General features: G+C 61.4%; 19 protein-coding genes. 14 read left to right on the top strand and 5 right to left on the bottom strand.

Annotation, left to right across the window (positions count from 1 at the left end):
- Positions 1-34: 34 nt before the first annotated feature.
- The 3 genes from purH to dusB form a co-directional block, all read right to left on the bottom strand.
- Positions 35-1,615, bottom strand: a complete 1,581-nt coding sequence (purH, locus tag ACG0Z6_RS09695) for a bifunctional phosphoribosylaminoimidazolecarboxamide formyltransferase/IMP cyclohydrolase (protein WP_394460806.1) — start codon at positions 1,613-1,615, stop codon at positions 35-37.
- Positions 1,616-1,678: 63 nt separating this feature from the next.
- On the bottom strand, positions 1,679-1,912 hold the full coding sequence (locus tag ACG0Z6_RS09690; RefSeq protein WP_394460804.1) for a helix-turn-helix domain-containing protein: 234 nt from the start codon (positions 1,910-1,912) through the stop codon (positions 1,679-1,681).
- Positions 1,909-2,994 carry a tRNA dihydrouridine synthase DusB gene (dusB, locus tag ACG0Z6_RS09685; protein WP_394460802.1) on the bottom strand — a complete coding sequence of 362 codons (1,086 nt, stop codon included), beginning with the start codon at positions 2,992-2,994 and terminating at the stop codon, positions 1,909-1,911. Before dusB ends, ACG0Z6_RS09690 begins: the two co-directional genes overlap by 4 nt.
- 69 nt (positions 2,995-3,063) lie before the next feature.
- Between dusB and ACG0Z6_RS09680 the strand changes: the two genes are divergently transcribed.
- Positions 3,064-3,546, top strand: coding sequence for a YqaA family protein (locus ACG0Z6_RS09680; protein WP_394460800.1), 483 nt, complete (start codon positions 3,064-3,066; stop codon positions 3,544-3,546).
- A 43-nt stretch (positions 3,547-3,589) separates the two neighbouring features.
- Positions 3,590-5,083, top strand: coding sequence for a carboxypeptidase M32 (locus ACG0Z6_RS09675; protein ID WP_394460798.1), 1,494 nt, complete (start codon positions 3,590-3,592; stop codon positions 5,081-5,083).
- A 76-nt stretch (positions 5,084-5,159) separates the two neighbouring features.
- On the opposite strand, the gene ACG0Z6_RS09670 is transcribed toward ACG0Z6_RS09675, so the two are convergent.
- Both ACG0Z6_RS09670 and ACG0Z6_RS09665 read right to left on the bottom strand, forming a co-directional pair.
- Positions 5,160-5,753, bottom strand: coding sequence for a DUF642 domain-containing protein (locus ACG0Z6_RS09670; RefSeq protein ID WP_394460796.1), 594 nt, complete (start codon positions 5,751-5,753; stop codon positions 5,160-5,162).
- 176 nt (positions 5,754-5,929) lie between these two features.
- Complete coding sequence (locus ACG0Z6_RS09665) at positions 5,930-6,541, bottom strand: phasin family protein (RefSeq protein ID WP_394460794.1); 612 nt, start codon at positions 6,539-6,541, stop codon at positions 5,930-5,932.
- A gap of 102 nt (positions 6,542-6,643) precedes the next feature.
- On the opposite strand from ACG0Z6_RS09665, the gene nudC reads away from it, so the two are divergent.
- From nudC to ntrC, 12 genes are all read left to right on the top strand, one after another.
- Positions 6,644-7,522: an NAD(+) diphosphatase gene (gene nudC, locus ACG0Z6_RS09660; RefSeq protein ID WP_394460793.1), complete on the top strand. Its 879-nt coding sequence runs from the start codon at positions 6,644-6,646 to the stop codon at positions 7,520-7,522.
- Between the two features lie 47 nt (positions 7,523-7,569).
- On the top strand, positions 7,570-9,174 hold the full coding sequence (locus ACG0Z6_RS09655) for a hypothetical protein (RefSeq protein WP_394460791.1): 1,605 nt from the start codon (positions 7,570-7,572) through the stop codon (positions 9,172-9,174).
- Positions 9,171-10,685: a hypothetical protein gene (locus tag ACG0Z6_RS09650; protein WP_394460789.1), complete on the top strand. Its 1,515-nt coding sequence runs from the start codon at positions 9,171-9,173 to the stop codon at positions 10,683-10,685. The genes ACG0Z6_RS09655 and ACG0Z6_RS09650 overlap by 4 nt, the downstream gene beginning before the upstream one ends.
- Positions 10,686-10,690: 5 nt before the next feature.
- Positions 10,691-11,914, top strand: a complete 1,224-nt coding sequence (locus ACG0Z6_RS09645; RefSeq protein ID WP_394460786.1) for a glycosyltransferase family 4 protein — start codon at positions 10,691-10,693, stop codon at positions 11,912-11,914.
- A gap of 164 nt (positions 11,915-12,078) precedes the next feature.
- Positions 12,079-13,086: a YncE family protein gene (locus ACG0Z6_RS09640; RefSeq protein ID WP_394460784.1), complete on the top strand. Its 1,008-nt coding sequence runs from the start codon at positions 12,079-12,081 to the stop codon at positions 13,084-13,086.
- On the top strand, positions 13,070-13,900 hold the full coding sequence (locus tag ACG0Z6_RS09635; RefSeq protein WP_394460782.1) for a polysaccharide deacetylase family protein: 831 nt from the start codon (positions 13,070-13,072) through the stop codon (positions 13,898-13,900). Before ACG0Z6_RS09640 ends, ACG0Z6_RS09635 begins: the two co-directional genes overlap by 17 nt.
- 6 nt (positions 13,901-13,906) lie before the next feature.
- Positions 13,907-14,869, top strand: a complete 963-nt coding sequence (locus tag ACG0Z6_RS09630; RefSeq protein WP_394460781.1) for a sterol desaturase family protein — start codon at positions 13,907-13,909, stop codon at positions 14,867-14,869.
- Positions 14,870-14,941: 72 nt separating this feature from the next.
- Positions 14,942-15,820, top strand: a complete 879-nt coding sequence (locus tag ACG0Z6_RS09625) for an EI24 domain-containing protein (RefSeq protein ID WP_394460779.1) — start codon at positions 14,942-14,944, stop codon at positions 15,818-15,820.
- Between the two features lie 221 nt (positions 15,821-16,041).
- Entirely contained in the window at positions 16,042-17,457 is a 1,416-nt protein-coding gene (gene glnA, locus ACG0Z6_RS09620) for a type I glutamate--ammonia ligase (RefSeq protein WP_394460778.1), read from the top strand.
- A 180-nt stretch (positions 17,458-17,637) separates the two neighbouring features.
- On the top strand, positions 17,638-18,138 hold the full coding sequence (locus ACG0Z6_RS09615; protein ID WP_394460776.1) for a hypothetical protein: 501 nt from the start codon (positions 17,638-17,640) through the stop codon (positions 18,136-18,138).
- Positions 18,139-18,175: 37 nt separating this feature from the next.
- Entirely contained in the window at positions 18,176-19,285 is a 1,110-nt protein-coding gene (glnL, locus tag ACG0Z6_RS09610) for a nitrogen regulation protein NR(II) (RefSeq protein WP_394460774.1), read from the top strand.
- Complete coding sequence (ntrC, locus tag ACG0Z6_RS09605; RefSeq protein ID WP_394460772.1) at positions 19,282-20,718, top strand: nitrogen regulation protein NR(I); 1,437 nt, start codon at positions 19,282-19,284, stop codon at positions 20,716-20,718. The genes glnL and ntrC overlap by 4 nt, the downstream gene beginning before the upstream one ends.
- Positions 20,719-20,779: the final 61 nt, after the last annotated feature.

Raw genomic sequence — 20,779 nt, 5'->3', positions numbered from 1 at the left:
GGGGCGCCCTTTTGTTTGCGTGGGGCCAGTTGCTTCAGTGCCGGAAGTGGCGCACGCCGGTGAAGACCATGGCAATGCCGCGCTCGTTGGCGGCAGCGATCACCTCTTCGTCGCGCATGGAGCCGCCAGGCTGGATGACGCAGCTCGCGCCTGCATCTGCCAGAACGTCCAGGCCATCGCGGAAGGGGAAGAAGGCGTCGCTGGCCACCACCGAGCCTTTGAGCGACAGGCCCGCGTTGGCGGCCTTGATAGCGGCAATCTTGGTGGAGTCAACACGGCTCATCTGGCCCGCACCCACGCCCAGCGTCATGCCGCCGCCGCAGAACACGATGGCGTTGCTCTTGACGTACTGCGCCACAGTCCAGGCAAACATTAGGTCGTCGAGCTGCTGGCTGCTGGGTTGCAGCTGGGTGACGATCTTCAAGTCTGCGCGCTGCAGGAAGTGGTTGTCAGCGCTTTGCAGTAGCAGGCCCGAACCTACGCGCTTGCTGTCGCCAGCGTTGCGGCCTTGCAGCCAGGGCGTATTGCCACCTGGGGGCAGGGCGATTTCCAGCAAACGCACATTGACCTTGCTCTTGAAGATTTCACGGGCCTGGCTGCTGAAGCTCGGTGCCATCAGCACTTCCACAAACTGCTTGGACACGGCTTCGGCGGTGGCGCCATCGACTTCGCGGTTGAAGGCGATGATGCCGCCAAAGGCGCTGGTGGGGTCGGTTTGGAAAGCCTTGGCATAGGCCTCGGCCGGGCTGGTAGCCACGGCCACACCGCAGGGGTTGGCGTGCTTGACGATGACGCAGGCGGGGGCGTCAAAGCTCTTGACGCATTCCCAGGCGGCGTCAGCGTCGGCGATGTTGTTGTAGGACAGCTCCTTGCCCTGCAGCTGCTTACCGGTGACCAGCGAGCCTGGGGCGGGGAAGAGGTCGCGATAGAGCGCCGCCGTCTGGTGGCTGTTTTCGCCGTAGCGCAGGTCTTGCACCTTCACAAAGGTGGCGTTCATCTGCGCGGGGTAAGCACCCTGGCTGCCGTCGTCTTGGCGCGCGCTCAAGTAGTTGCTGATGGCCGCGTCGTATTGGGCAATGCGATTGAAAGCCGCCACGCTGCAGGCAAAGCGGGTTTTGTCGCTGGTCTTGCCATCGGCCTTGAGTTCGGCCAGCACGGTGGCGTACTGGCTGGCGTCGGTCAGCACCGTCACGTCCTTCCAGTTCTTGGCGGCGGAGCGCACCATGGCCGGGCCGCCGATGTCGATGTTCTCGATGGCGTCTTCCAGCGTGCAGCCTTCTTTGGCCACGGTGGCCTCAAAGGGGTAGAGGTTGACGGCCAGGATGTCGATGGTGGCAATGCCGTGAGCGGCCAGCGCCTTCATGTGCTCGGGCACGTCGCGGCGGGCCAGCAAGCCGCCGTGGACTTTGGGGTGCAGGGTCTTGACGCGGCCGTCGAGCATCTCCGGAAAGCCCGTGTGGTCGGCCACTTCGGTCACAGGCAGCCCGGCATCTGCGAGCAGCTTTGCGGTGCCGCCGGTCGATAGCAGGCGCACGCCCAGGCCGTGCAGGGCTTGGGCAAATTCAAGAATGCCGGTCTTGTCGGACACGGAGATCAGGGCGGTCAAAGTACTCATGGGCAGGGGCTTTGTAGAACTCAAACAAACATAAATGGGGGCAGAACGAGGGCGTGTGCGCGATCAGAGCAGCTGGTGCTCCAGCAGTTTGCGACGCAGGGTGTTGCGGTTGATGCCCAGCCACTCGGCAGCTTTGCTTTGGTTGCCTTCGGTGTGCTTCATCACCACTTCCAGCAGGGGCTTTTCAACCATGCGGATCACCATATCGTGCATGGAGTGGGGCTGCTCGCCGCCCAGATCACTCAAATAGGCCTCGAGGTTTTCACGGACGCAAACGTCCAGCGGTTTTGGGGTCATGCGCGATACCTTGCAGAATTGTTTTGTGCCGGCGCGGTGAGGTCGTTGGCCGCGGTGCCGGGGTAGGGCAGCCTTTCGTGGCTTTGGCCCAGTTCGGTGAGCCAGTGGCGCAGGGCGCGCACTTGCTCGGCGCTGCTTTGCAGCGTGTTCATATAGCGTCGAAAATCCTCGCCTTGGGGCAAGGGCTGTACCGCCCAACCGATGTGCTTGCGCGCGCTGCGCATGCCGCAGTCCTCTCCATAGAGCTGGTAGTGGTCGTGCAAATGGTCAATCAGCCAGTCGCAGGCTTCGCTCACCAGAGGCGGCGGCAAGAGGGTGCCGGTCTGCAGGAAATGCGCGATCTCACGAAAAATCCAGGGCCTGCCTTGCGCGGCGCGCCCCACCATCAGGGCGTCTGCCTCAGTGGCTTGCAAGACTGCAGCGGCCTTTTGGGGTGAATCAATATCGCCATTGACCACCACCGGAATGCACAGCGCTTGTTTGACTGCGCGCACGGTATCGTATTCGGCTTGCCCGCTATAGCCCTGTTCACGGGTGCGGCCGTGCACCGTCACCATGGCCACGCCTGCAGCCTCGGCGCCTTGGGCGATACGCAGGGCATTTTTGTGCTGGGCGCACCAGCCCGTGCGCATCTTCAGCGTCACTGGCACCTGCTGGGGAGCGCACGCCTGCACCACGGCTTCAACAATCTGCAGTGCCAGTGCTTCGTCTTGCATCAGGGCTGAGCCGGCCCATTTGCTGCACACCTTTTTGGCTGGGCAGCCCATGTTGATGTCGATGATCTGGGCGCCGCGTTGGATGTTGTAGTGCGCTGCCTCCGCCATCATGGCTGCATCGGTGCCTGCAATCTGCACCGCGATAGGGGCACTCTCGCCCTCGTGATTGGCGCGGCGCGAGGTCTTGAGGCTGTTCCAGAGGTCCTTGCGCGAGGTCACCATCTCGCTGACGGCATAGCCCGCCCCCAGCTTTTTGCACAGCATGCGAAACGGCCGGTCCGTCACACCAGCCATGGGCGCCACGAACAGCCGATTGGGTAAGGAATGGGAACCCAGTCGCAGCGGGCTGGTGGGCAAAAAGGACATGGGGTGCTTAAAAATGAGGCAAGATTATATCGCCTGGGATGCGGCAGACGCTGTCCATAATGCACATATATGGAGGCATGGCTGCAGGGCGCCTTGGCGTCGATTCTGGGTTTGTTGTCCTTGCCTCAGGCCGGGTTGACGGCGCTATTTTTGGTGGCCACGCTTTCGGCCACCTTGTTGCCCCTGGGCTCGGAGCCCGCACTGTTTGGCCTCATTAAACTCAGGCCTGATTTGTTCTGGCCCGCTGTGCTGGTGGCCACCGCGGGCAATACGCTTGGGGGGGCGATCAGCTGGTGGATGGGGCGTGGCGCGGAGATGGCCGCCGCAGGGCGTGGCCTGCACACGCAAGAGGCCCGAGCGCTGCGCTGGTTGCAGCGTGGCGGGGCCAAATGCTGTTTGCTGTCTTGGCTGCCCGGCGTGGGTGACCCCTTGTGCGCGGTCGCAGGTTGGCTGCGTCTGCCGTTTTGGCCCTGTGTGGCGTATATGGCTGTGGGCAAGTTTGCGCGCTACCTCACCATGACTTGGCTGCTGCTGTGGGTGTTTCCTGGGTGATGCGGCGACAATGCGCGCCATTCCCTCTCTGCCGGTGAATTGCATGACCCTCAACGCCTACCAGACGCTATGCCAGCGCTTCACGCGTCACTACCGCTTCAACCATTTGCAGGAAATCGCCGCCTGGGACCAAGCCGCTTTCATGCCCCCCAAGGGCGCAGAAGCACGGGCCTTGGCCATGGCAGAAATGGGTGGGTTTTTGCATGAGCTGATGACAGCCCCAGAGCTCAAGGCGCTGTTTGAAGCTGCAGCTCAAGAGCCCCTGGGCGAGCTGGAGCAGGCGTCGCTGCGCGAAATGCGCCGCCACTGGCTGCGCACCAACGCGCTGCCGCAAACCTTGGTGGAGCAGCGCTCTTTGGCTGCCTCACGCTGTGAACATGCTTGGCGCCAGCAGCGTCCAGCCAACGATTGGGCAGGCCTGGTGCCCAACCTGCGCGAAGTTTTGCGTCTGGCTCGTGAAGAGGCTCGCTATTTGGCTGATGCCACCGGGCTGTCGCGCTACGACGCCATGCTCGACCAATACGAGCCCGGCATGCGCAGTGCCACCGTGCAACAACTCTTTGACGCGTTGCGGGGCTGGTTGCCGGACACCATCCGTGCCGTCATGGCCCGCCAAGCCACCGAGCCCGCTCCCATTCAGCCGCAAGGGCCTTTCCCGGTTGAGGCCCAACGCGCGCTGGGCGCGGCGGTGATGCGCCTGATCGGCTTTGACTTCGAGGGCGGGCGGCTGGACGAAAGCACACACCCCTTTTGCGGCGGCGTGCCCGAAGACGTGCGCATGACCACCCGCTACAACCCCAGCGAATTTCTCACAGGCGTGCTGGGCATCGTGCATGAAACGGGGCATGGCCGCTACGAGCAAAACCTGCCCACTGCCTGGGCAGGGCTGCCCATCGGACGCGCGCGCTCCATGGGCCTGCATGAGAGCCAAAGCCTGTTCTTTGAAATGCAGCTGGCCGCTCATCCGGCATTTGCGCAGCTGCTCTCGCCCCTGGTCCGCCAGCATTTGGGCGAGCAAGAGGCTTTTGAGCCGGAGAACTTGAGCCGCTTGATGCGCAAGGTCCAGCCAGGCTTGATTCGTGTGGATGCTGACGAAGTCACCTACCCGGCCCACATCATCCTGCGCTTCGAAATTGAGCGCGCGCTCATCGAAGGCGACGCCGAGGTGGAAGACATTCCCGCGCTGTGGGACGCCAAGATGCAAGAGCTGCTGGGGCTGGACACGCGCGGCAACTTCAAAGACGGCCCCATGCAGGACGTGCATTGGCCCTCCGGCGGGTTTGGCTACTTCCCTTGCTACACGCTGGGTGCCTTGTATGCCGCGCAATGGATGGCTGGGGTGCGTCGTGATGTGCCCAATGTCGACGGGCTGATTGCCTGCGGCGAGTTGACCCCCATCTTTGACTGGCTGCGCACCCGCATTTGGACCCAAGCCAGCCGCTGGGAAACCGCGGAGTTGGCGCAGCGTGCCAGCGGCGAGCCGCTCAATCCTGCGCACTTCCGTGCCCACATCGAGCGGCGTTATTTGCAGGCATAGGCCTTGCCCCTTGCTTGTGGAGCCCACCCCAAGGCGCGGCGCAGTGAGGGCTTGGTTGCAGGGAATGCGCTCAGTCCTACTTGAATCTGCGGCGGTGCGACATCAGACCGAGTGCACCCACGCCCGCCAGCGTCAAGGCCAGGGAATGGGGTTCCGGGACGGCGCAGATGTACACATTGTCCAGAGAGGTGCCACGCGCGTGGCTGACACCTGTCCCCATGAACATCAGGTCCACATGGTGGTCGGCGGCCTTGAAGGTGGTGCTAAAGCTGTGCCAGGCATAGTCAGAAGGCGGTGCAATGGGATTCCAGGTCGCGCCTTTGTCCAGTGACCAGCTCAGACCGTTGGTCGAAAACGGTGCGCCGGGCTGGTTGGCAAAGTCAAAGCTGAGCTGATAGCGTGTGCCCGGCTTGAGTCCTCTGACAATTTGGTGGAGGGTGGCGTCTGCTGTTGCGTCAAATTCGACGAAGTGGTGCTGTCTCGAGGCCTTGCCCGTGCTGCGAACTTCGATGGCACCCACCTTGGCCATCCAACCCGGAATGGTCCCGTAGATGCCGCGCAGGCCCGGGCCGAGCGCAGGGGCCTCGAAGCTGCCGTTGACCACCAAGTTGCCGCTGGCACGCGCCACCAGCGGTATAGCCAACAGCAGTAGAGCGACACATCTGCCCACGTCCTACCTCAGGAGTGTGAATGGCAGCAATTGTCGTTATCGAACGAGGAGACGATGTTCAGTACTCGCACCCCGTCGGCTGGCAAGACCCCTTAAGGGGTGGTTCCTCATCGATATTGATGAGAATCGAGCGGTCTGACAGGGTGAGTTGGCTCTATCGCCAAAGCGCCGAGGGCTCAGGGCAGCACAGGGACTGAGTCTGAGCCATTGCCCTTGCGCGTTGTTTTGCGGGCGGAGGTCTTGCGTGGGACCGCAGCTTTTTTGGTGAGGTTGAGTGCCTCAGACAATGCGTCAAGCCTAGCTATCAAGGTGCACAAATCGTGAGAGCTTGGCACACCCAGGCGCCCAAGCGCGCGTGCAACACGGTCTTCGAAAATGGCTTCCAATTTGTCCCATTGCTGGGTGGCCTGCTGCGCCTTTTGACTGACTGTGGTGCTGACCGTCTTGCCTACGCGCTGACTCACTTCGCTGAGTTTGAGTTCGGCCACAGTTTGCGTTTTTTTCTGCAGTTTCAGGCCTTCTTGCACTAAATGCTCAAAGGTTTTGCAGCCCTCGCCCTGTGCTTTGGCAAAAGCACCGAGTCCTGCAGCCCAAATTTGCTGGGCCGAGGCACGCACGGCCTGCGCCAAAGCCTTGTCGTTCGGCACCTCTGTCGCAGTGGCTGAGGCACTAGCGCTGCTGACAGGCGACCGCTGGGACTTTTTAGCCATGTTGAACTCGTGCAAAACAAAAAGAGGGAGGAGTGCGCCCGTGCAGGCAAGAAAAAGCAGAGGCGATTTGCTCAACATGCGACACGGAGGCCACCACTATAGGGGGAAAGCAGCCATCAAGGGAACTTAGGGTTAGGGTGAGGCCTCTAAGTGCAAATTGACTTGGACTAGAGTGCAGCGATGCAGATTGACCAATTTGAGGCGGCAGCCTGCGCGCCTGACGTACCCAGCGCCAGCTGCTGGCGGTTTCAGTTCGTCCGGGGTCAATTCGTTTGGTTCGAACTCGGGCCTGAGCAGGCTGGCGTTTTGCGTGACGATCGCCCTGACGTAGAGGTGTCACTGTATGTGGGGCGCTGGCGGGGCCTGGATTGCTGGGCAGAGGTGCTCAGTGAGGCACCCGAGGGTGCGCGTTTGATGAGCTTACGTGCGGCAATGTTGGCCATGGACGGTGCACGGGCCGCGCTTGCATCGCGTGCAGCTCAGCTTCTGGAGTGGGCACGCAGCCATCGCTTTTGTGGTGTGTGCGGTCAAGCTACTCAGTCCGCGCCAACTGAGCGAGCACTGCGCTGCGCCGGCTGCGGACATGTGAATTACCCAAGAATCAGCCCAGCCATGATGGCCTTGGTCTGGCGCATTCACGAGGGCCGCCCGCAGTTGCTGCTGGCCCGATCACCGCATTTCCAACCAGGCTATTACAGTGCGTTGGCGGGCTTTGTCGAGGCCGGCGAGTCGCTGGAGGACTGTGTGCGGCGCGAGGTGGCGGAAGAGGTCGGTGTCCGAGTGGCCCGTTTGCGCTACTTTGGCAGTCAGAGTTGGCCCTTTCCGCACAGTCTGATGCTGGCGTTTGCTTGCGAGTGGGACGGCGGTGACATTCAGGCACAAGAAGGTGAAATTGAGCATGCCGCATGGTTTGATCTCGATGCCTTGCCGCAGTACTCACCGGCACTCAGCATTTCAGGCTATCTCATACGTGCAACTGTGGCATGGTTAAAGTCGGGCGCCGACCCTTTGAAGTGGCCTGATCCAGCGCTGGCAATGCGGCTGCAGCCCGACTTGTGAATGCTGGCTTGTTGTAGGAGCCTTGTCTCAAGACGACGTTGCGCCTTTTGTCTTCTGGAAAGGCATTTCAAGAAATGTTCCAGGGAAATAACGAGAGAAGACTTGTGAAAATATTCAGAAAATTGGCGACTGGGGTGGGTTCAATCAGCTTGCCGAGAGGTTTTTCTCTGCGGAGTATTTCCTGGCGTGAAATATCATGGCGCAGCTTGATTGGTAAGTCGCTGCTGGTGGTATTTTTACTGTTCTCTTTGTTGTTGATAGGCTCATCAACCGCCTTGATGGGAACCCTGGCTGCAGTTTTTTGGGTTGGCTTGGCGGGTGTGGTGGTGTCGTATTTGTATGCAAGGTTCGCTGGGTATACTGTATTTTCAGTCGGACTTGGCTTGATGTTGGTGATGTATTTTTTGGCGCCGCTTGTATTTAAGGTGACAGGGGTTAATCTTGTCAATAAGTGGCAGTTTTATGTGATGATATTTGCGGTGGGCGGCTTGGGGTCAGGGATGCGGCTGCTGCAGCAATCCCAAACATTCCGCTGGTCCATGGGGGCGCTTGCGGTATTTTTGATGCTGACGCTGATTTCCACGCTGTTCGCTGGGCGCTCAAAATACGATGCTGGCTTGTATCAATTCTTGTCAAATGTGAAGCCAGTGTTGATTATTTTGGTTGGATTTGCAGTTGCTGAAATGAAGGGATCTGAGGGATTGGTTTGGAGGGTTGTGAAAACACTTTGGCTGCCCATGCTGTTGTTGATGGTGTTTCAGTGGGGTGCGCCAAATTTGTACTCGAAAGTTTTTAAATTCCCTGGCGTGCCTCCGGTAGAGTATTTTGGTATCTTTCCATCGCGGGGGATGGGGATTTTTGAGCACCCGAGCTTTGCTTCTACGTTTGGTGCATTGATGTCTCTGTACTGTTTTGCGGTGGCCAGGAGTGATCCAGACCGGAAAAGCCAGGCGGTGGTGTTTGCGGTTTTGTATTTCATAATTATGCTTGGCGGGGGTGGGCGTGGTGAATTGATTTCCTACCTGTTTGCTGCGTTTTGTATTGCGCTGGTCGGGAGTAAGGGGCGTTCACTCGGGCAGATGTTCATGATCGTGTTGGTGGTTGGGATCGTGTCGTCGGTTGCATATTTCGTGTATAAGGAATCATTTGCAGAGGAGGCGTTGATGTGGGGGGCGTCGGCGTCAGGTCAAATTGAGCACCCGCGCGCTCAGTTGTATGACGGTGCTATATACATTGCGAATAAATACTGGCCGCTTGGTAGTGGTCTTGGGACATATGGGGGGGCTGGCTCTTTTAATTTCGATATGTCTATGTATTATGAGTTGGGCTTCAACTCATTTTGGTGGTTTGCGGCGGGTGAGAATTACATCATGGATATTTATTGGCACAACTCAATCGCTGAGGCTGGTTGGTTTGGGTTTTGTGCCTTGCTTATTCATTATTTGCTCCTTGGGTTTTATGCGGCCGGAAAGTTCAGGGCGGAGAGTGATGTTAGAGCTTCCGCCCTTTGGGCGTTGGCATTTTCAGGCGTGGTTTTCAATTTGTTGAATTCGCTCACCTCACCAGCGTTTCAGGACCCGCGACTATTTTTCTTTCCGGCGATTTGTATTGGCTTGGCGTTGAAGTGCAGTGAGCGAGGTGTGGCGAAGTGAGATCAATTTCTTTTATTGTGGTTTTGCTGTTGCTTGCTTGGAATGCGAGGGCGCAGTCTTGTTACGGGACCGATTCGAAGGTTGAGCTTGCTGTTGCTCCCGAGAATTTGCTCCGAAAGAATGTGCCAAAAACGCTGTTCGGTTTTGATTTGCCTTGGTATGACGCGCAGGTGGCATACATGAGAGATGGCGAGTTCAGGAAGGAGTTTATTGCCTGGATGATGCCCTTTAAGGGTGCTATTTATAGATACCCTGCTGGAACGAATACCTTCGAGTGGAGGAAGGCGGTTGGCCCACAATCTAAGCGGCGGGAAGTTTTTGACTTGTATGTGCCGGACGGATCGGTTATGCCTCAGTTGGGGCCAGAGGAATTTCTCAAGCTGATGGAATTGGTGGGTGGGCAGCCGCTGTGGATGCTGAGAATGCTGGATGCTCAAGCTGGCAGCGCAAGAAAGGAGAGTAAGAGTGACTTTGTTGCGGAGAATGTGGACTATGCAAAGTGGATTTTAGGAAAAGGTCCTGAAATTTGCAAAACAAACAGTTATTGCCGAATAAATACTTACGAGCTTGGGAATGAGTTGGATTGGGGTGACTTGAAGTGGTCTGCGAGTAAATATGCGACAGCTGCGTCTACTTTGTTGCGCCGCATGAAGGAGGTTGATCCAAGGGGAAAAATGGTTGTGATGGGTAAAACATCGCCTTGGGATTCTCCTGAGAAGGCGACAGATGCTCTGGGTGATAGTTTTGATCAGGCTGTGGCCAAATCCTTAGGGGCGCAGTCTGACGGTGTATCAATTCACCCCTATTATGATGGGCTGCCTATCAATGAGTTGGAGCCTTTCATCAATAGGCTCTCTCAGGTTTATAGAAGGCACAATGCTGACCATAAGGTTTATGTAACTGAGCACGGGCGCTGGCCGTCAATTCCAAAAATTGGACGCTGGGAAGATAACTGGCATCAGGCTTCTGGCTCTCAAGGCGCTTTGTCTGCTGTGGACTTCACCATGAGCATGATGCGCAACAAGAATGTTGATGTTGCGGTTTGGCACGCCTTGGGCGCGAAAGGGCCTTGGCAGTTGATCAAATGGGATGAACGCCGCGACGAGCTTTACCCTAGCCCCACCTATTGGGGTTTGCGCTTGCTAAGAGAGTCATATTTCGACCATTTGGTGCAGGTTCAGCCGGCAGAATTGCGTGGCGGCGACTATGGTGGCGGCTATTCAATAAAGACTGTGGCCATGCTGGAAGAGGGCGCGCGGCGCATGTCGGTGGTGTCCGTCAATCGTTCATCTTCAGGATATTGGGTGAAATACAAAATTTCTTCCGATAAGTTTCAGGATGAGGCCCAGACGGTGCGGTATTTTGAGGCGGATGAAAAAGGCACGGATCATGTGGATGGTGACAAAAATAGATTCCGCGTCAAGAGGTTTTCAGGTGCGCCGGTGAAGCGTGCGGGTCATGTTTGCGTTCCGCCGCACTCAATCATTTCTTTGCAATACACGGCTCGATAGTGCTCATGAAAGTTTTGATTTCGGCATTTGCTTGCGATCCGAGTTTTGGTTCCGATGAGGAGGTGGGCTGGCGCTGGGGTGTGGAGCTTTCTGCTCTCGGGCATGAAGTGACGATTTTGACGCGCCGATCCCATCAAGAGTCGATTGAAAAATACTTGGCCAAGAATACTCTTGAGCGTGAGGTTAAATTTTGCTACGTGGATATTGATTGGTTGCATCGTATTTTGTCGAAATTCAATCGACGCAACCATATTTACTACTACTTTTGGCAAATGGCCGCGCTGTCGGCGGCGCGTGCAGTCCATGGCGCGGAGCAGTTTGATGTGGTTCACCATGTGACTTGGGTGAGCTTTCGGCAGCCGAGTTTGATGTGGCGCCTGGGGATTCCCTTTGTGTTTGGGCCTGTCGCTGGCGCCGATTGCACACCGGCGGGGCTCAAGCAAACGCTGTCGCCCTTGCAGAGGTTGGGGGAGCGCGTTCGTGATGTGGTCAACCAGCTGGTGCGCTTTGACCCGCTGCTGCGCCTGACTTTTGCGCGGGCCGAGTCGATTTACGTGACCTCTCCGGCGCACTTGCCGCTGGTGCCGCCTGCGCACCGCAGCAAGACCAAGGTCTCGCTGGCCATCGGGGCTTGTGAGGCGCGGCCTGTGGCGCAGATACCCAAGCAGCGCGATGCCTTGTTTGTGGGGCGGGCGGTCGGCATCAAAGGCATGGATCTGGGCTTGCAAGCCTTTGCGCTGGCGCGTTCGCGCCTGCCTGATTTGACGCTGACCGTCGTCAGCGAGGGGCCTGAGTTGCAGCGCTGGAAGCAACAGGCTGCAGCCTTGGGCGTGGCGGATGCCGTTCAGTGGCTGAACTGGATGGCACGCGAGGACCTGGATGCCGTCTACGCCCAGCACAGGCTGTTGCTGTGCCCGGCCTACCGTGATTCGGGCGGCTTTGTGGTCTTGGAGGCCCTGCAGTGCGGGTTGCCTGTGGTCTGCCTGGATTTGGGGGGGCCTGGTGTCATCGTCAACGACACGGTAGGCCGCGCGGTGAGCGCCGAGGGTTCTGTGCCTGAGGTGGCACAACGCTTGGCCCAAGCCATGGGTGATGTGCTGCAGGAAGTGGCTGCAGACGAGGCCGCCTCGCGTAAAGCCTGTACGGCGCGTGCCGACTACTTCCGTTGGTCAGATTTGGTGGGGCGCATCTACGCCGATGTCTCTGCTTTGGTCCAGCGCAAACGCTGACTCCGCCTGGCCCGCTAAGGTGCTGGGTTCGTGGTGGGCGTCCCCCTGCTTACAGGGGTGCGGATGTTGTCTGGCGAGCTGAGGCGCTTAGGGCCTGGGCCCCGGAAACTACACTGGACCGAGGCAGGCACGCAGCTTGCAGCTCATGGAGTGGAAAGAGTTATATGACACGGAAGAATGCGTGGCACGTGCTGGCACGCTTGTTGTGCGGTTTGTTTTTGGGCTTTGTTGCCAATGCGGCACAGGCCACTGGGCACCCGATATTTGTGCTCAATTCGCTCAGCGCGGATGTCAGCGTGATCGACCCAGTCAGCCTCACCGAGACCAAGCGCATCGCCACGGGCAAAGAGCCACACCACATCTACCTCACGCCGGATCGCAAGTCCATGATCGTGGCCAACGCCATGGGAGACTCGCTGACCTTTATTGACCCGGTGAGCGCGCAAGTGCAGCGCACCCTCAACGGCATCATCGATCCCTACCACCTGCGCTTTTCGCCAGACATGAAGTGGTTTGTGACGGCTGCCAACCGGCTCGATCATGTGGACATCTACCGCTGGCAGCCTGAGAACGAAGCCCAGCCCCTGAAGTTGGTCAAGCGCTTCAGTGCGCCCAAAACTCCCAGCCACATTGCCATCGACACCCGCTCTTCGGTGGTGTACGTGAGCCTGCAAGAGAGCGATGAGGTCATGGCCATCGATTTGGCGACTTTGAGCGTGCGTTGGAAGGTCTCGGTCGGCAGTCTGCCGGCGGATATCTACCTCACCCCCGACGACAAAACCCTGCTGGTGGCGCTGACGGGCAGTGACGCTGTGGAGGTGCTGGACGTGAGTGGCGCCACGCCCAACCGCGCCAAGCGCATTCCCACGGGCAACAGCGCGCACTCCTTTCGCTCCATGGGCGACAAGCAGCATGTGTTGGTGAGCAACCGTGCGGCCAACACCATCTCGAAGATTGACCACCGCGCGCTCAAGGTCGTGGACACCATCGTGGCGCCCGGCGGGCCTGACGATATGGAGCTGCTGCCTGATGGCCGCACCCTGGTCTACACCTCGCGCTGGGCTCGCAAGCTCACGCAGATTGACCTGAGCACCAAGAAGGTGGTGCGCCAGGTCAAGGTCGGCAAATCGCCCCACGGCGTTTGGACACTGGACCATGTGCCTCGCCTTTGAGCGCCTGAGGCTTCCTCTGCTGGCACTGGCCGCGGTGTGTGCCTTGCTGCCCGCGCAGGCCGCAAAACCTCTGGCCTGCGCCAAGCCCCTGTACCTGACCTTGGACACCGGCCATATGGGCGTGGCGCCGCTGGTGGCGGATGTGCTCAAACGCCAGCAAGTGCGGGCGACGTTTTTCCTCGCCAGCGAGCCCACGCAAGACGGTGGCAGCAGCTTGGATGAGCACTGGGCCGCCTGGTGGCGCGCCCGCGCTGCCGAAGGACATGACTTTGGCAGCCACACCTGGCACCACGACGCCTGGCAGGCCGATTTGCCCGATGGCAGCTTTCGCCTGCGCCGCGCGGCGGGTCAGCAAACGCCGCAAACCGTCACTCTGAGTGCACAAGCCTATTGCGAGGCCCTGCGCGCACCGGCCAAGCGTTTTGAGCAAATGACGGGGCGGCCCATGGCGCCCATCTTTCGCGCACCGGCCGGGCGCACCTCGCCTGCATTGTTGGCCGCGGCCCAGGCCTGCGGCTTCAAGCACGTGGGCTGGAGCGACGCTGGCTTTTTGGGCGACGAGCTGCCCACCGCACGCGCCAGCAACGCCCAGCTGCTGCAGCGCAGCCTCAAGCGCATTCGCAGCGGCGACATCCTCATGGCGCACCTGGGCATCTGGTCACGCCAACCCGCCTGGGCGCCCGAGGTCTTGGAGCCACTGATCGTGGGGCTCAAGGCCCAGGGTTTTTGTTTCGCGCCGCTGCGCGAGCACCCTGATTACGCGGCCTGGATGCAACAGCCGCTGCGAACTGCCACAACGGTATCCAAGGAGTAAGCGCGCATGTGGAGTGCCTGGCTGGAGCAGCTGGATGAATGGCAGCAAGCCTTGTTCGAGGCTGTAGTGCAACCCGTGGTGTTTGGGCTGGGCTTTGGCAACTTGCTGGAAGACGCCTATGCCGCCACCGGTTGGCTGATGGTGGGGCTGTTGGAGCTGCTGGTGCTGCTGCTGGTGATCGGGCAGTTGCAGCGTTGGCGGCCTGTGGAGGCTGTGCGCGACCGCGGCGCCATCGCGGTGGATGTGATCTACACCTTGATCCACCGCCTGGGCCTGTTTCGCCTGGCCATGTTCTTTACCTTGGCGCCACTGGTGGATGCGCTCGGTGCCCGGCTCAGTCTATGGGGCTGGTCGGGCGTGCAGCTCGACGCGCTGTGGCCCGGTGTGAGTGACTTGCCCTGGGTCAGCTTTGTGCTCTACCTGGTGTTGTTTGACTTGGTGCTGTACCTGCTGCACCGCGCGCAGCACCAGTTCAACTGGTGGTGGGCGCTGCACGCGCTGCACCACAGCCAGCGCCAGATGACCATGTGGAGCGACAGCCGCAACCACCTGCTGGACTCTGTGTTGGTGGACGCCGTGCTGGCCGTGGTGGCCCTGACCGTGGGTGTGGGGCCGGGCCAGTTCGTGCTGCTCACGGCGCTGTCTCAGCTGATGGAGAACTTGCAGCACGCCAACCTGCGCATGAGCTTTGGTCCCTACCTGAGCCGCCTGCTGGTGAGCCCCTGTTTTCACCGCCTGCACCACAGCATCGGCGTGGGGCATGAAAGCCATGGCAAGGGCACGCTGGGCGGGCACAACTTTGCCGTGCTCTTCCCAATCTGGGACCTGCTGTTTCGCACCGCCGACTTCTCGGTTCGCTACGACCCCACCGGCATCCGCGATCAGCTCCCTGAAGAAGGTGGGCGGGACTACGGGCGCGGCTTCTGGGCGCAACAGTGGCTGGGTGTCAAGCGCCTGCTGGGCCATTAGGCGCAGCTGGGTAAGGGGGGAGCTCCCGCGCATGCTGGGGATATATGCTCGTCCGATTGAGGGAGGTTCAACATGATCAACACCATGGGCTCGGTGGTCGACGCCTTTTGGCGCGCAGCGGCGTATTGCCTGCATCCACGTGTGATTGCCCTGTCCCTGCTGCCCCTGTTGCTGGGGGTGGTGCTGGCGGGCGGCACGGCGTACTTTTTTTGGGAGCCCGCTGTAGCGGCTGTGCGCGGGGGTTTGGAATCTTGGCTGCTGGTGGGCAGCGCCTTGGCCTGGCTCGAGAGCATGGGCGCGAGCGGCTTTCGCAGCGTGCTGGCACCCTTGCTGGTGCTGGCGATGGCTGTGCCCGCGCTGGTGCTTTTGAGCCTGCTGCTGGTGGCCATGATGATGACGCCCGCGCTGGCCGACTTGGTGGCGCGGCGCCGTTTCCCGCAGCTGGAGCGCAAGCACGGGGCGGGGTTTATCAAGGGCTTGTTCTGGTCGCTGGGCCATACCCTCTTGGCCGCGCTGGCACTGTTGCTGAGCATGCCTTTTTGGTTGCTGCCCCCGCTGGTGCTGCTCTTGCCGCCGCTGATTTGGGGCTGGTTGAGCTATCGGGTCTTCACCTTTGATGTGCTGGCCGAGTACGCCACGGCGCAAGAGCGCCAGCAACTGCTGCAAGAGCACCGCCTGCCGCTGATGATGCTGGGCGTGGCCAGCGGCTACCTGGGTGCGGCGCCGGCAGCCATCTGGGCGTTTGGCGCGCTGGTCATCGCCATGGCGCCGCTGTTGGTGCTGGTGTCCATGTGGCTCTACACCTTGGTGTTTGCTTTCAGCGCCCTGTGGTTTGCCCACTATGCCTTGGCGGCATTGGATGAGCTGCGTCGACGCGCGCCCGTGCCCGCACCAGAAGGTGCAGACAAGGTCCTACCCAACCCAGAACTGCCACCGCTGATCCAGCCCTGAGCGGGTGGCCTCGGCACCAAATGGGTGCATACTCGCAAGACTGTGCTCCGAGATGGTGCGCGCTGATCGCCGCCCAGGCGCTTCCGGGTGCATCTGCCAGGAGGGCGAGCGCCCATGCAAGGGGCCATGGCGCTGGCACGTAAACTGCTATGGATGGTTTGTGCGCCGGCCGTGGTGGCGCGGACCAACAACCCAAAACCTGTTTTTCTGAGGAGTGATTGATGGCCAAGACCGTCGCTGACGTGATGAACATGGTGCAGGAGCACGAAGTCAAGTTCGTGGACTTCCGCTTTACCGATACCCGCGGCAAGGAACAGCACGTCACCGTGCCGGTTTCGGCCTTTGACGAAGATAAATTCAGCTCCGGCCACGCGTTTGATGGCTCGTCCATCGCGGGCTGGAAGGGCATTGAGGCCTCGGACATGCTGCTCATGCCCGACCCCAACACCGCCAACATCGACCCCTTCTTTGAAGAGTCGACCCTGTTCCTGACCTGCGACGTCATCGACCCCGCTGACGGCAAGGCCTATGAGCGCGATCCCCGCTCCCTGGCACGCCGTGCCGAGGCCTATCTGAAGGCCTCCGGCCTAGGCGACACCGCCTACTTCGGTCCTGAGCCCGAGTTCTTCATCTTTGACTCGGTGCGCTGGGGCAATGACATGTCCGGCTCTTTCTTCAAGATCGAGTCTGAAGAAGCCGCCTGGAACACCGGGAAGGAATACGAGCACGGCAACAGCGGCTACCGCCCCACCGTCAAGGGCGGCTACTTCCCCGTGCCTCCCGTGGACAGCGGTCAAGACCTGCGCTCGGAGATGTGCCTGATCCTGGAACAGCTGGGCATCCCCGTCGAAGTGCACCACCACGAAGTGGCCAACGCCGGTCAGATGGAAATCGGCACCAAGTTCAGCTCGCTGGTGCAGCGTGCGGACTGGACGCAGCTGCAAAAGTACGTCATCCAAAACGTCGCCCACGCCTATGGCAAGACGGCCACCTTCATGCCCAAGCCCCTGGTGGGCGACAACGGCAGCGGCATGCACGTGCACCAGTCGGTCTGGAAGGACGGCAAGAACCTGTTCGCCGGTGACGGCTATGCCGGTCTGTCTGACTTCGCCCTGTACTACATCGGCGGCATCATCAAGCACGCCCGTGCCCTGAATGCCATCACCAACCCCGGCACCAACAGCTACAAGCGCCTGGTGCCAGGCTTTGAAGCCCCGGTGAAGCTGGCGTATTCGGCCAAGAACCGCTCGGCCTCGATCCGCATTCCCTACGTGGCCAACCCCAAGGGCCGCCGCGTGGAAGCACGCTTCCCCGATCCTTCGGCCAACCCCTATCTGTGCTTCGCAGCGCTGCTGATGGCGGGTCTGGACGGCGTGGAGAACAAGATCCATCCGGGCGAAGCTGCCACGAAGGACCTCTACCACCTGCCGCCCGAGGAAGACGCAAAGATCCCGACCGTCTGCCACAGCCTGGACCAGGCGCTGGAGTATCTGGACAAGGACCGCGCCTTCCTGACCAAGGGGGGTGTGTTCACCGACGCCTATCTGGACGCCTACATCGAGCTCAAGATGCAAGAGGTCACGCGCTTTCGCATGGCCACCCATCCGGTCGAGTTCGACATGTACTACGCGCTGTGATGGGCCTGGGGGCGCGGGTGCGGCTGGCAAGCTCTTTCGCCGCACATCGCCCCCTGTTCGTGCAAGAGAGGGGATGGCTGCGGCCATCCCCTTTTTTTGGGCGTCTGGCCTTACCGAGCACTTGCGCCACAATGGGGGTTGATCTTTGCATTGCGCGCGCGCCTATCCATGCACAAGCTTTTGTCCCCTCGCACTGCTGTATTGCTCCTGACCGGTTTGGCCCTGGGCCAGATGGCGGCTCACGCTCAAGGCGTGGTGTACCGCTGCCCGGGCTCGCCCGTGCTCTACACCGACGCACTCAGTGCCAAAGAGGCCAAGGACAAGGGTTGCACCACGATCGAAGGCACGCCCATCACGGTGCTGCCTCCGGTCAAGCCGCGCGCTGCCACGTCTTCGACGACCAGCCCTGCAGCATCCTCGCCCGACAACAAGGTCGACCCGGACAAGCAGCGCAGCCGCGACGGCGAGCGCCGCCGTGTGCTGGAGCAGGAACTGCGCGACGCCGAGGAACGCTTGTCGCAGCTGAACAAGGAATACAACGGCGGGCAGCCCGAGCGCCGTGGCGACGAGCGCAACTACCAGAAGTACCTGGACCGCGCTGCAGAGCTCAAGTCCAGCATCCAGCGCCAGGAAAGCGATATCCAGGCGCTCAAGCGCGAGCTCTCGAAGCTGCCGTCTTAAGCGCAGCTGGCCGAGGCTCGGTCGTGGAGGGCGCCCTGTGACGCCCGCGCCCGCATTGGATGCGCTGAGCACCTTGCTGATCGTGCTCGATGCGCAAGGCCGCTGCCTGTGGGTGAATGCGGCTGTGGAGGCGCTGCTGCGCCACCCCCGACGCAGCCTGGCCCACGCCGAGGTGGCGCAGTGGTTGCAAGAACCCCAGCGCCTGCGCGAGGCCATGCGCGGGGTGCTCGACAACAGCTACGCCAGCCGCCGCTTTGACGCCGTGCTGGCGCCTGCCGGGCAGGAGCCCCAGCCCGTGCACGCGGTGCTCAGCCAGCTCGATGGCAGCGCCGATCTGCTGCTGGAGATGGCGCTGAGCTCCCAGCAGCAGCGCCAGGAGCGCGAGGAGCGCAGCCTCGATCAAATGCGCTCCAACAAAGAGCTGGTGCGCAACCTCGCGCACGAAATCAAAAACCCGCTGGGCGGTATTCGCGGCGCGGCCCAGCTCATGGAGATGGAGCTGGCGCCGCATCTGGACGGCCACAGCAGCGCCGCGCTCAACCCGGAGCTGCGCGACTACATCGGCGTCATCCTGCACGAGGTTGACCGCCTGCAATTGCTGGTGGACCGACTGCTGGCGCCGCATCGCCATGCCCCGGTGCTGGGGCCGGTGAACATTCACGAGGTGTGCGAGCGCGTGCGCGCCGTGGTGCTGGCGCAGTACCCGCGAGGCCTCAGCATCCAGCGCGACTACGACACCTCCTTGCCCGAGCTGCGCGGCGACCGCGAACAGCTGATTCAGGCCTTGCTCAACCTGGTGCAAAACGCCGCGCAGGCCCTGGTGGGGCAGATGGCGGACCAGTCCGCCTGCATCACGCTGCGCACGCGCGTGGCGCGCCAGGTCACGCTGGGCAAGCGGCGCTGGCGCCTGGCGCTGGAGCTGCAGGTGCAGGACAACGGACCGGGCGTGCCGCAAGAGCTGCAAGAGCGCGTGTTCCTGCCGCTGGTCTCGGGGCGCGACGGGGGCACCGGTCTGGGGCTGACCTTGGCCCAGACCTTTGTCCAACAGCACAACGGCTTGCTCGACTTCGAGAGCCAGCCCGGGCGCACGGTGTTTCGCATCACATTGCCGCTGGAAGAAGACAGCGCAGGGGAGAGGGAGCGATGAAATCGATCTGGGTCGTCGATGACGATCAATCCATTCGTTTCGTGCTTGAAAAAGCGCTGGCCCGCGACGGCCTGCCGGTGCGCTGCTTTGCCAGCCCCAGCGAGGTGTTGTCGGCGCTGCAGGACGACAGCCCGCAGGTGCTGGTCTCAGACATCCGCATGCCCGGCAGCTCCGGCCTCACGCTGCTGGCTCAGCTGCGCGAGCGCCTGCCGCAGCTGCCCGTCATCATCATGACCGCCTACACCGACCTGGATAGCGCCGTGGCGGCCTTCCAGGGCGGCGCCTTTGAATACCTGCCCAAGCCCTTTGATTTGCCGCACGCCGTGGCCCTCATCCGCCGTGCCTGGCAGGAGCGCGAGCGCGAGCAGGCGCAAGCCCCGGCTGCCGCACAGCCGCCCGAGATGCTGGGTCACTCCAGCGCCATGCAAGAGGTGTTTCGCGCCATCGGGCGGCTCTCGCAAAGCCATGTCACGGTGCTCATCACCGGCGAGTCCGGCACGGGCAAGGAGCTGGTGGCCCGCGCGCTGCACAAGCACAGCCCCGTGGCCCAAGGGCCTTTTGTGGCCATCAACACGGCGGCCATTCCGCGTGATCTGCTCGAGAGCGAGCTGTTCGGGCATGAGCGCGGCGCCTTCACCGGCGCCCAGGCCAGCCGCCACGGGCGCTTTGAGCAGGCGCAGGGGGGCACGCTGTTTCTGGACGAAATCGGCGACATGCCGCTGGAGCTGCAAACCCGGCTGCTGCGTGTGCTCTCTGACGGGCAGTTCTACCGCGTGGGCGGCCAGCACCCCATCAAGGCCCAGGTGCGGGTGATTGCCGCCACCCACCAAAACCTCGAAGCCCTGGTGCTGGAGGGGCGCTTTCGCGAGGACTTGCTGCACCGCCTCAATGTCATACGCCTGCGCCTGCCGCCGCTGCGCGAGCGCCGGGACGACATTGCCGTGCTGGCGCGCCATTTCTTGGCTGCCAGTGCCAAGGAGCTGGGCGTGGAGCCCAAGCGCCTGGGTGAGGACGCCTTGCAGCGCCTGCAGGACTTCCCATTCCCCGGCAATGTGCGCCAGCTGGAAAACATCTGCCGCTGGCTCAGCGTCATGGCGCCCAGCCAATGGGTGCGTGCGCAGGATTTGCCGCCCGAGCTGCAAGCCCCCGCGCCCGGCCTTGCCGCAGCCAACCCGGGCTCAGACCCTGCAGCAGCCAGTTCGCCCGCTGCGGCTGCTCCCGAATGGCTGGCACTGTTCGCGCAGGACGCGCAGCAAAGGCTGCAGGCGCAAGATCCCCATGTGTGGGACGAGCTGATTCGCCGCTGCGAGGCCGAGCTCATCCGCACGGCGCTGGCACACACCCGTGGCCGGCGCATCGAGGCCGCGCAGAAGCTGGGCATTGGGCGCAACACCATCACGCGCAAAATCCAAGAGCTGGGCCTGGAGTCCTGAGGGCACTGCGCCAGCAGCTTTACACAGCGGCTGGCGCTCGGCGTGTGCACCAAAGTGGGGG

It is taken from the genome of Roseateles rivi, assembly GCF_043555845.1.
In the GTDB taxonomy this organism is placed as follows: Bacteria; Pseudomonadota; Gammaproteobacteria; order Burkholderiales; family Burkholderiaceae_C; genus Roseateles; species Roseateles rivi.
This window is presented reverse-complemented; position numbering and strand designations above follow the sequence as displayed.

What these genes read in the sequence shown, in the direction of transcription:
- purH (WP_394460806.1), bottom strand. Translation starts at nt 1,615, where the DNA reads ATGAGTACTTTGACCGCCCTGATCTCCGTGTCCGACAAGACCGGCATT.
- ACG0Z6_RS09690 (WP_394460804.1), bottom strand. Translation starts at nt 1,912, where the DNA reads ATGACCCCAAAACCGCTGGACGTTTGCGTCCGTGAAAACCTCGAGGCC.
- dusB (WP_394460802.1), bottom strand. Translation starts at nt 2,994, where the DNA reads ATGTCCTTTTTGCCCACCAGCCCGCTGCGACTGGGTTCCCATTCCTTA.
- ACG0Z6_RS09680 (WP_394460800.1), top strand. Translation starts at nt 3,064, where the DNA reads ATGGAGGCATGGCTGCAGGGCGCCTTGGCGTCGATTCTGGGTTTGTTG.
- ACG0Z6_RS09675 (WP_394460798.1), top strand. Translation starts at nt 3,590, where the DNA reads ATGACCCTCAACGCCTACCAGACGCTATGCCAGCGCTTCACGCGTCAC.
- ACG0Z6_RS09665 (WP_394460794.1), bottom strand. Translation starts at nt 6,541, where the DNA reads ATGTTGAGCAAATCGCCTCTGCTTTTTCTTGCCTGCACGGGCGCACTC.
- nudC (WP_394460793.1), top strand. Translation starts at nt 6,644, where the DNA reads ATGCAGATTGACCAATTTGAGGCGGCAGCCTGCGCGCCTGACGTACCC.
- ACG0Z6_RS09645 (WP_394460786.1), top strand. Translation starts at nt 10,691, where the DNA reads ATGAAAGTTTTGATTTCGGCATTTGCTTGCGATCCGAGTTTTGGTTCC.
- ACG0Z6_RS09640 (WP_394460784.1), top strand. Translation starts at nt 12,079, where the DNA reads ATGACACGGAAGAATGCGTGGCACGTGCTGGCACGCTTGTTGTGCGGT.
- ACG0Z6_RS09635 (WP_394460782.1), top strand. Translation starts at nt 13,070, where the DNA reads ATGTGCCTCGCCTTTGAGCGCCTGAGGCTTCCTCTGCTGGCACTGGCC.
- ACG0Z6_RS09630 (WP_394460781.1), top strand. Translation starts at nt 13,907, where the DNA reads ATGTGGAGTGCCTGGCTGGAGCAGCTGGATGAATGGCAGCAAGCCTTG.
- ACG0Z6_RS09625 (WP_394460779.1), top strand. Translation starts at nt 14,942, where the DNA reads ATGATCAACACCATGGGCTCGGTGGTCGACGCCTTTTGGCGCGCAGCG.
- glnA (WP_394460778.1), top strand. Translation starts at nt 16,042, where the DNA reads ATGGCCAAGACCGTCGCTGACGTGATGAACATGGTGCAGGAGCACGAA.
- ntrC (WP_394460772.1), top strand. Translation starts at nt 19,282, where the DNA reads ATGAAATCGATCTGGGTCGTCGATGACGATCAATCCATTCGTTTCGTG.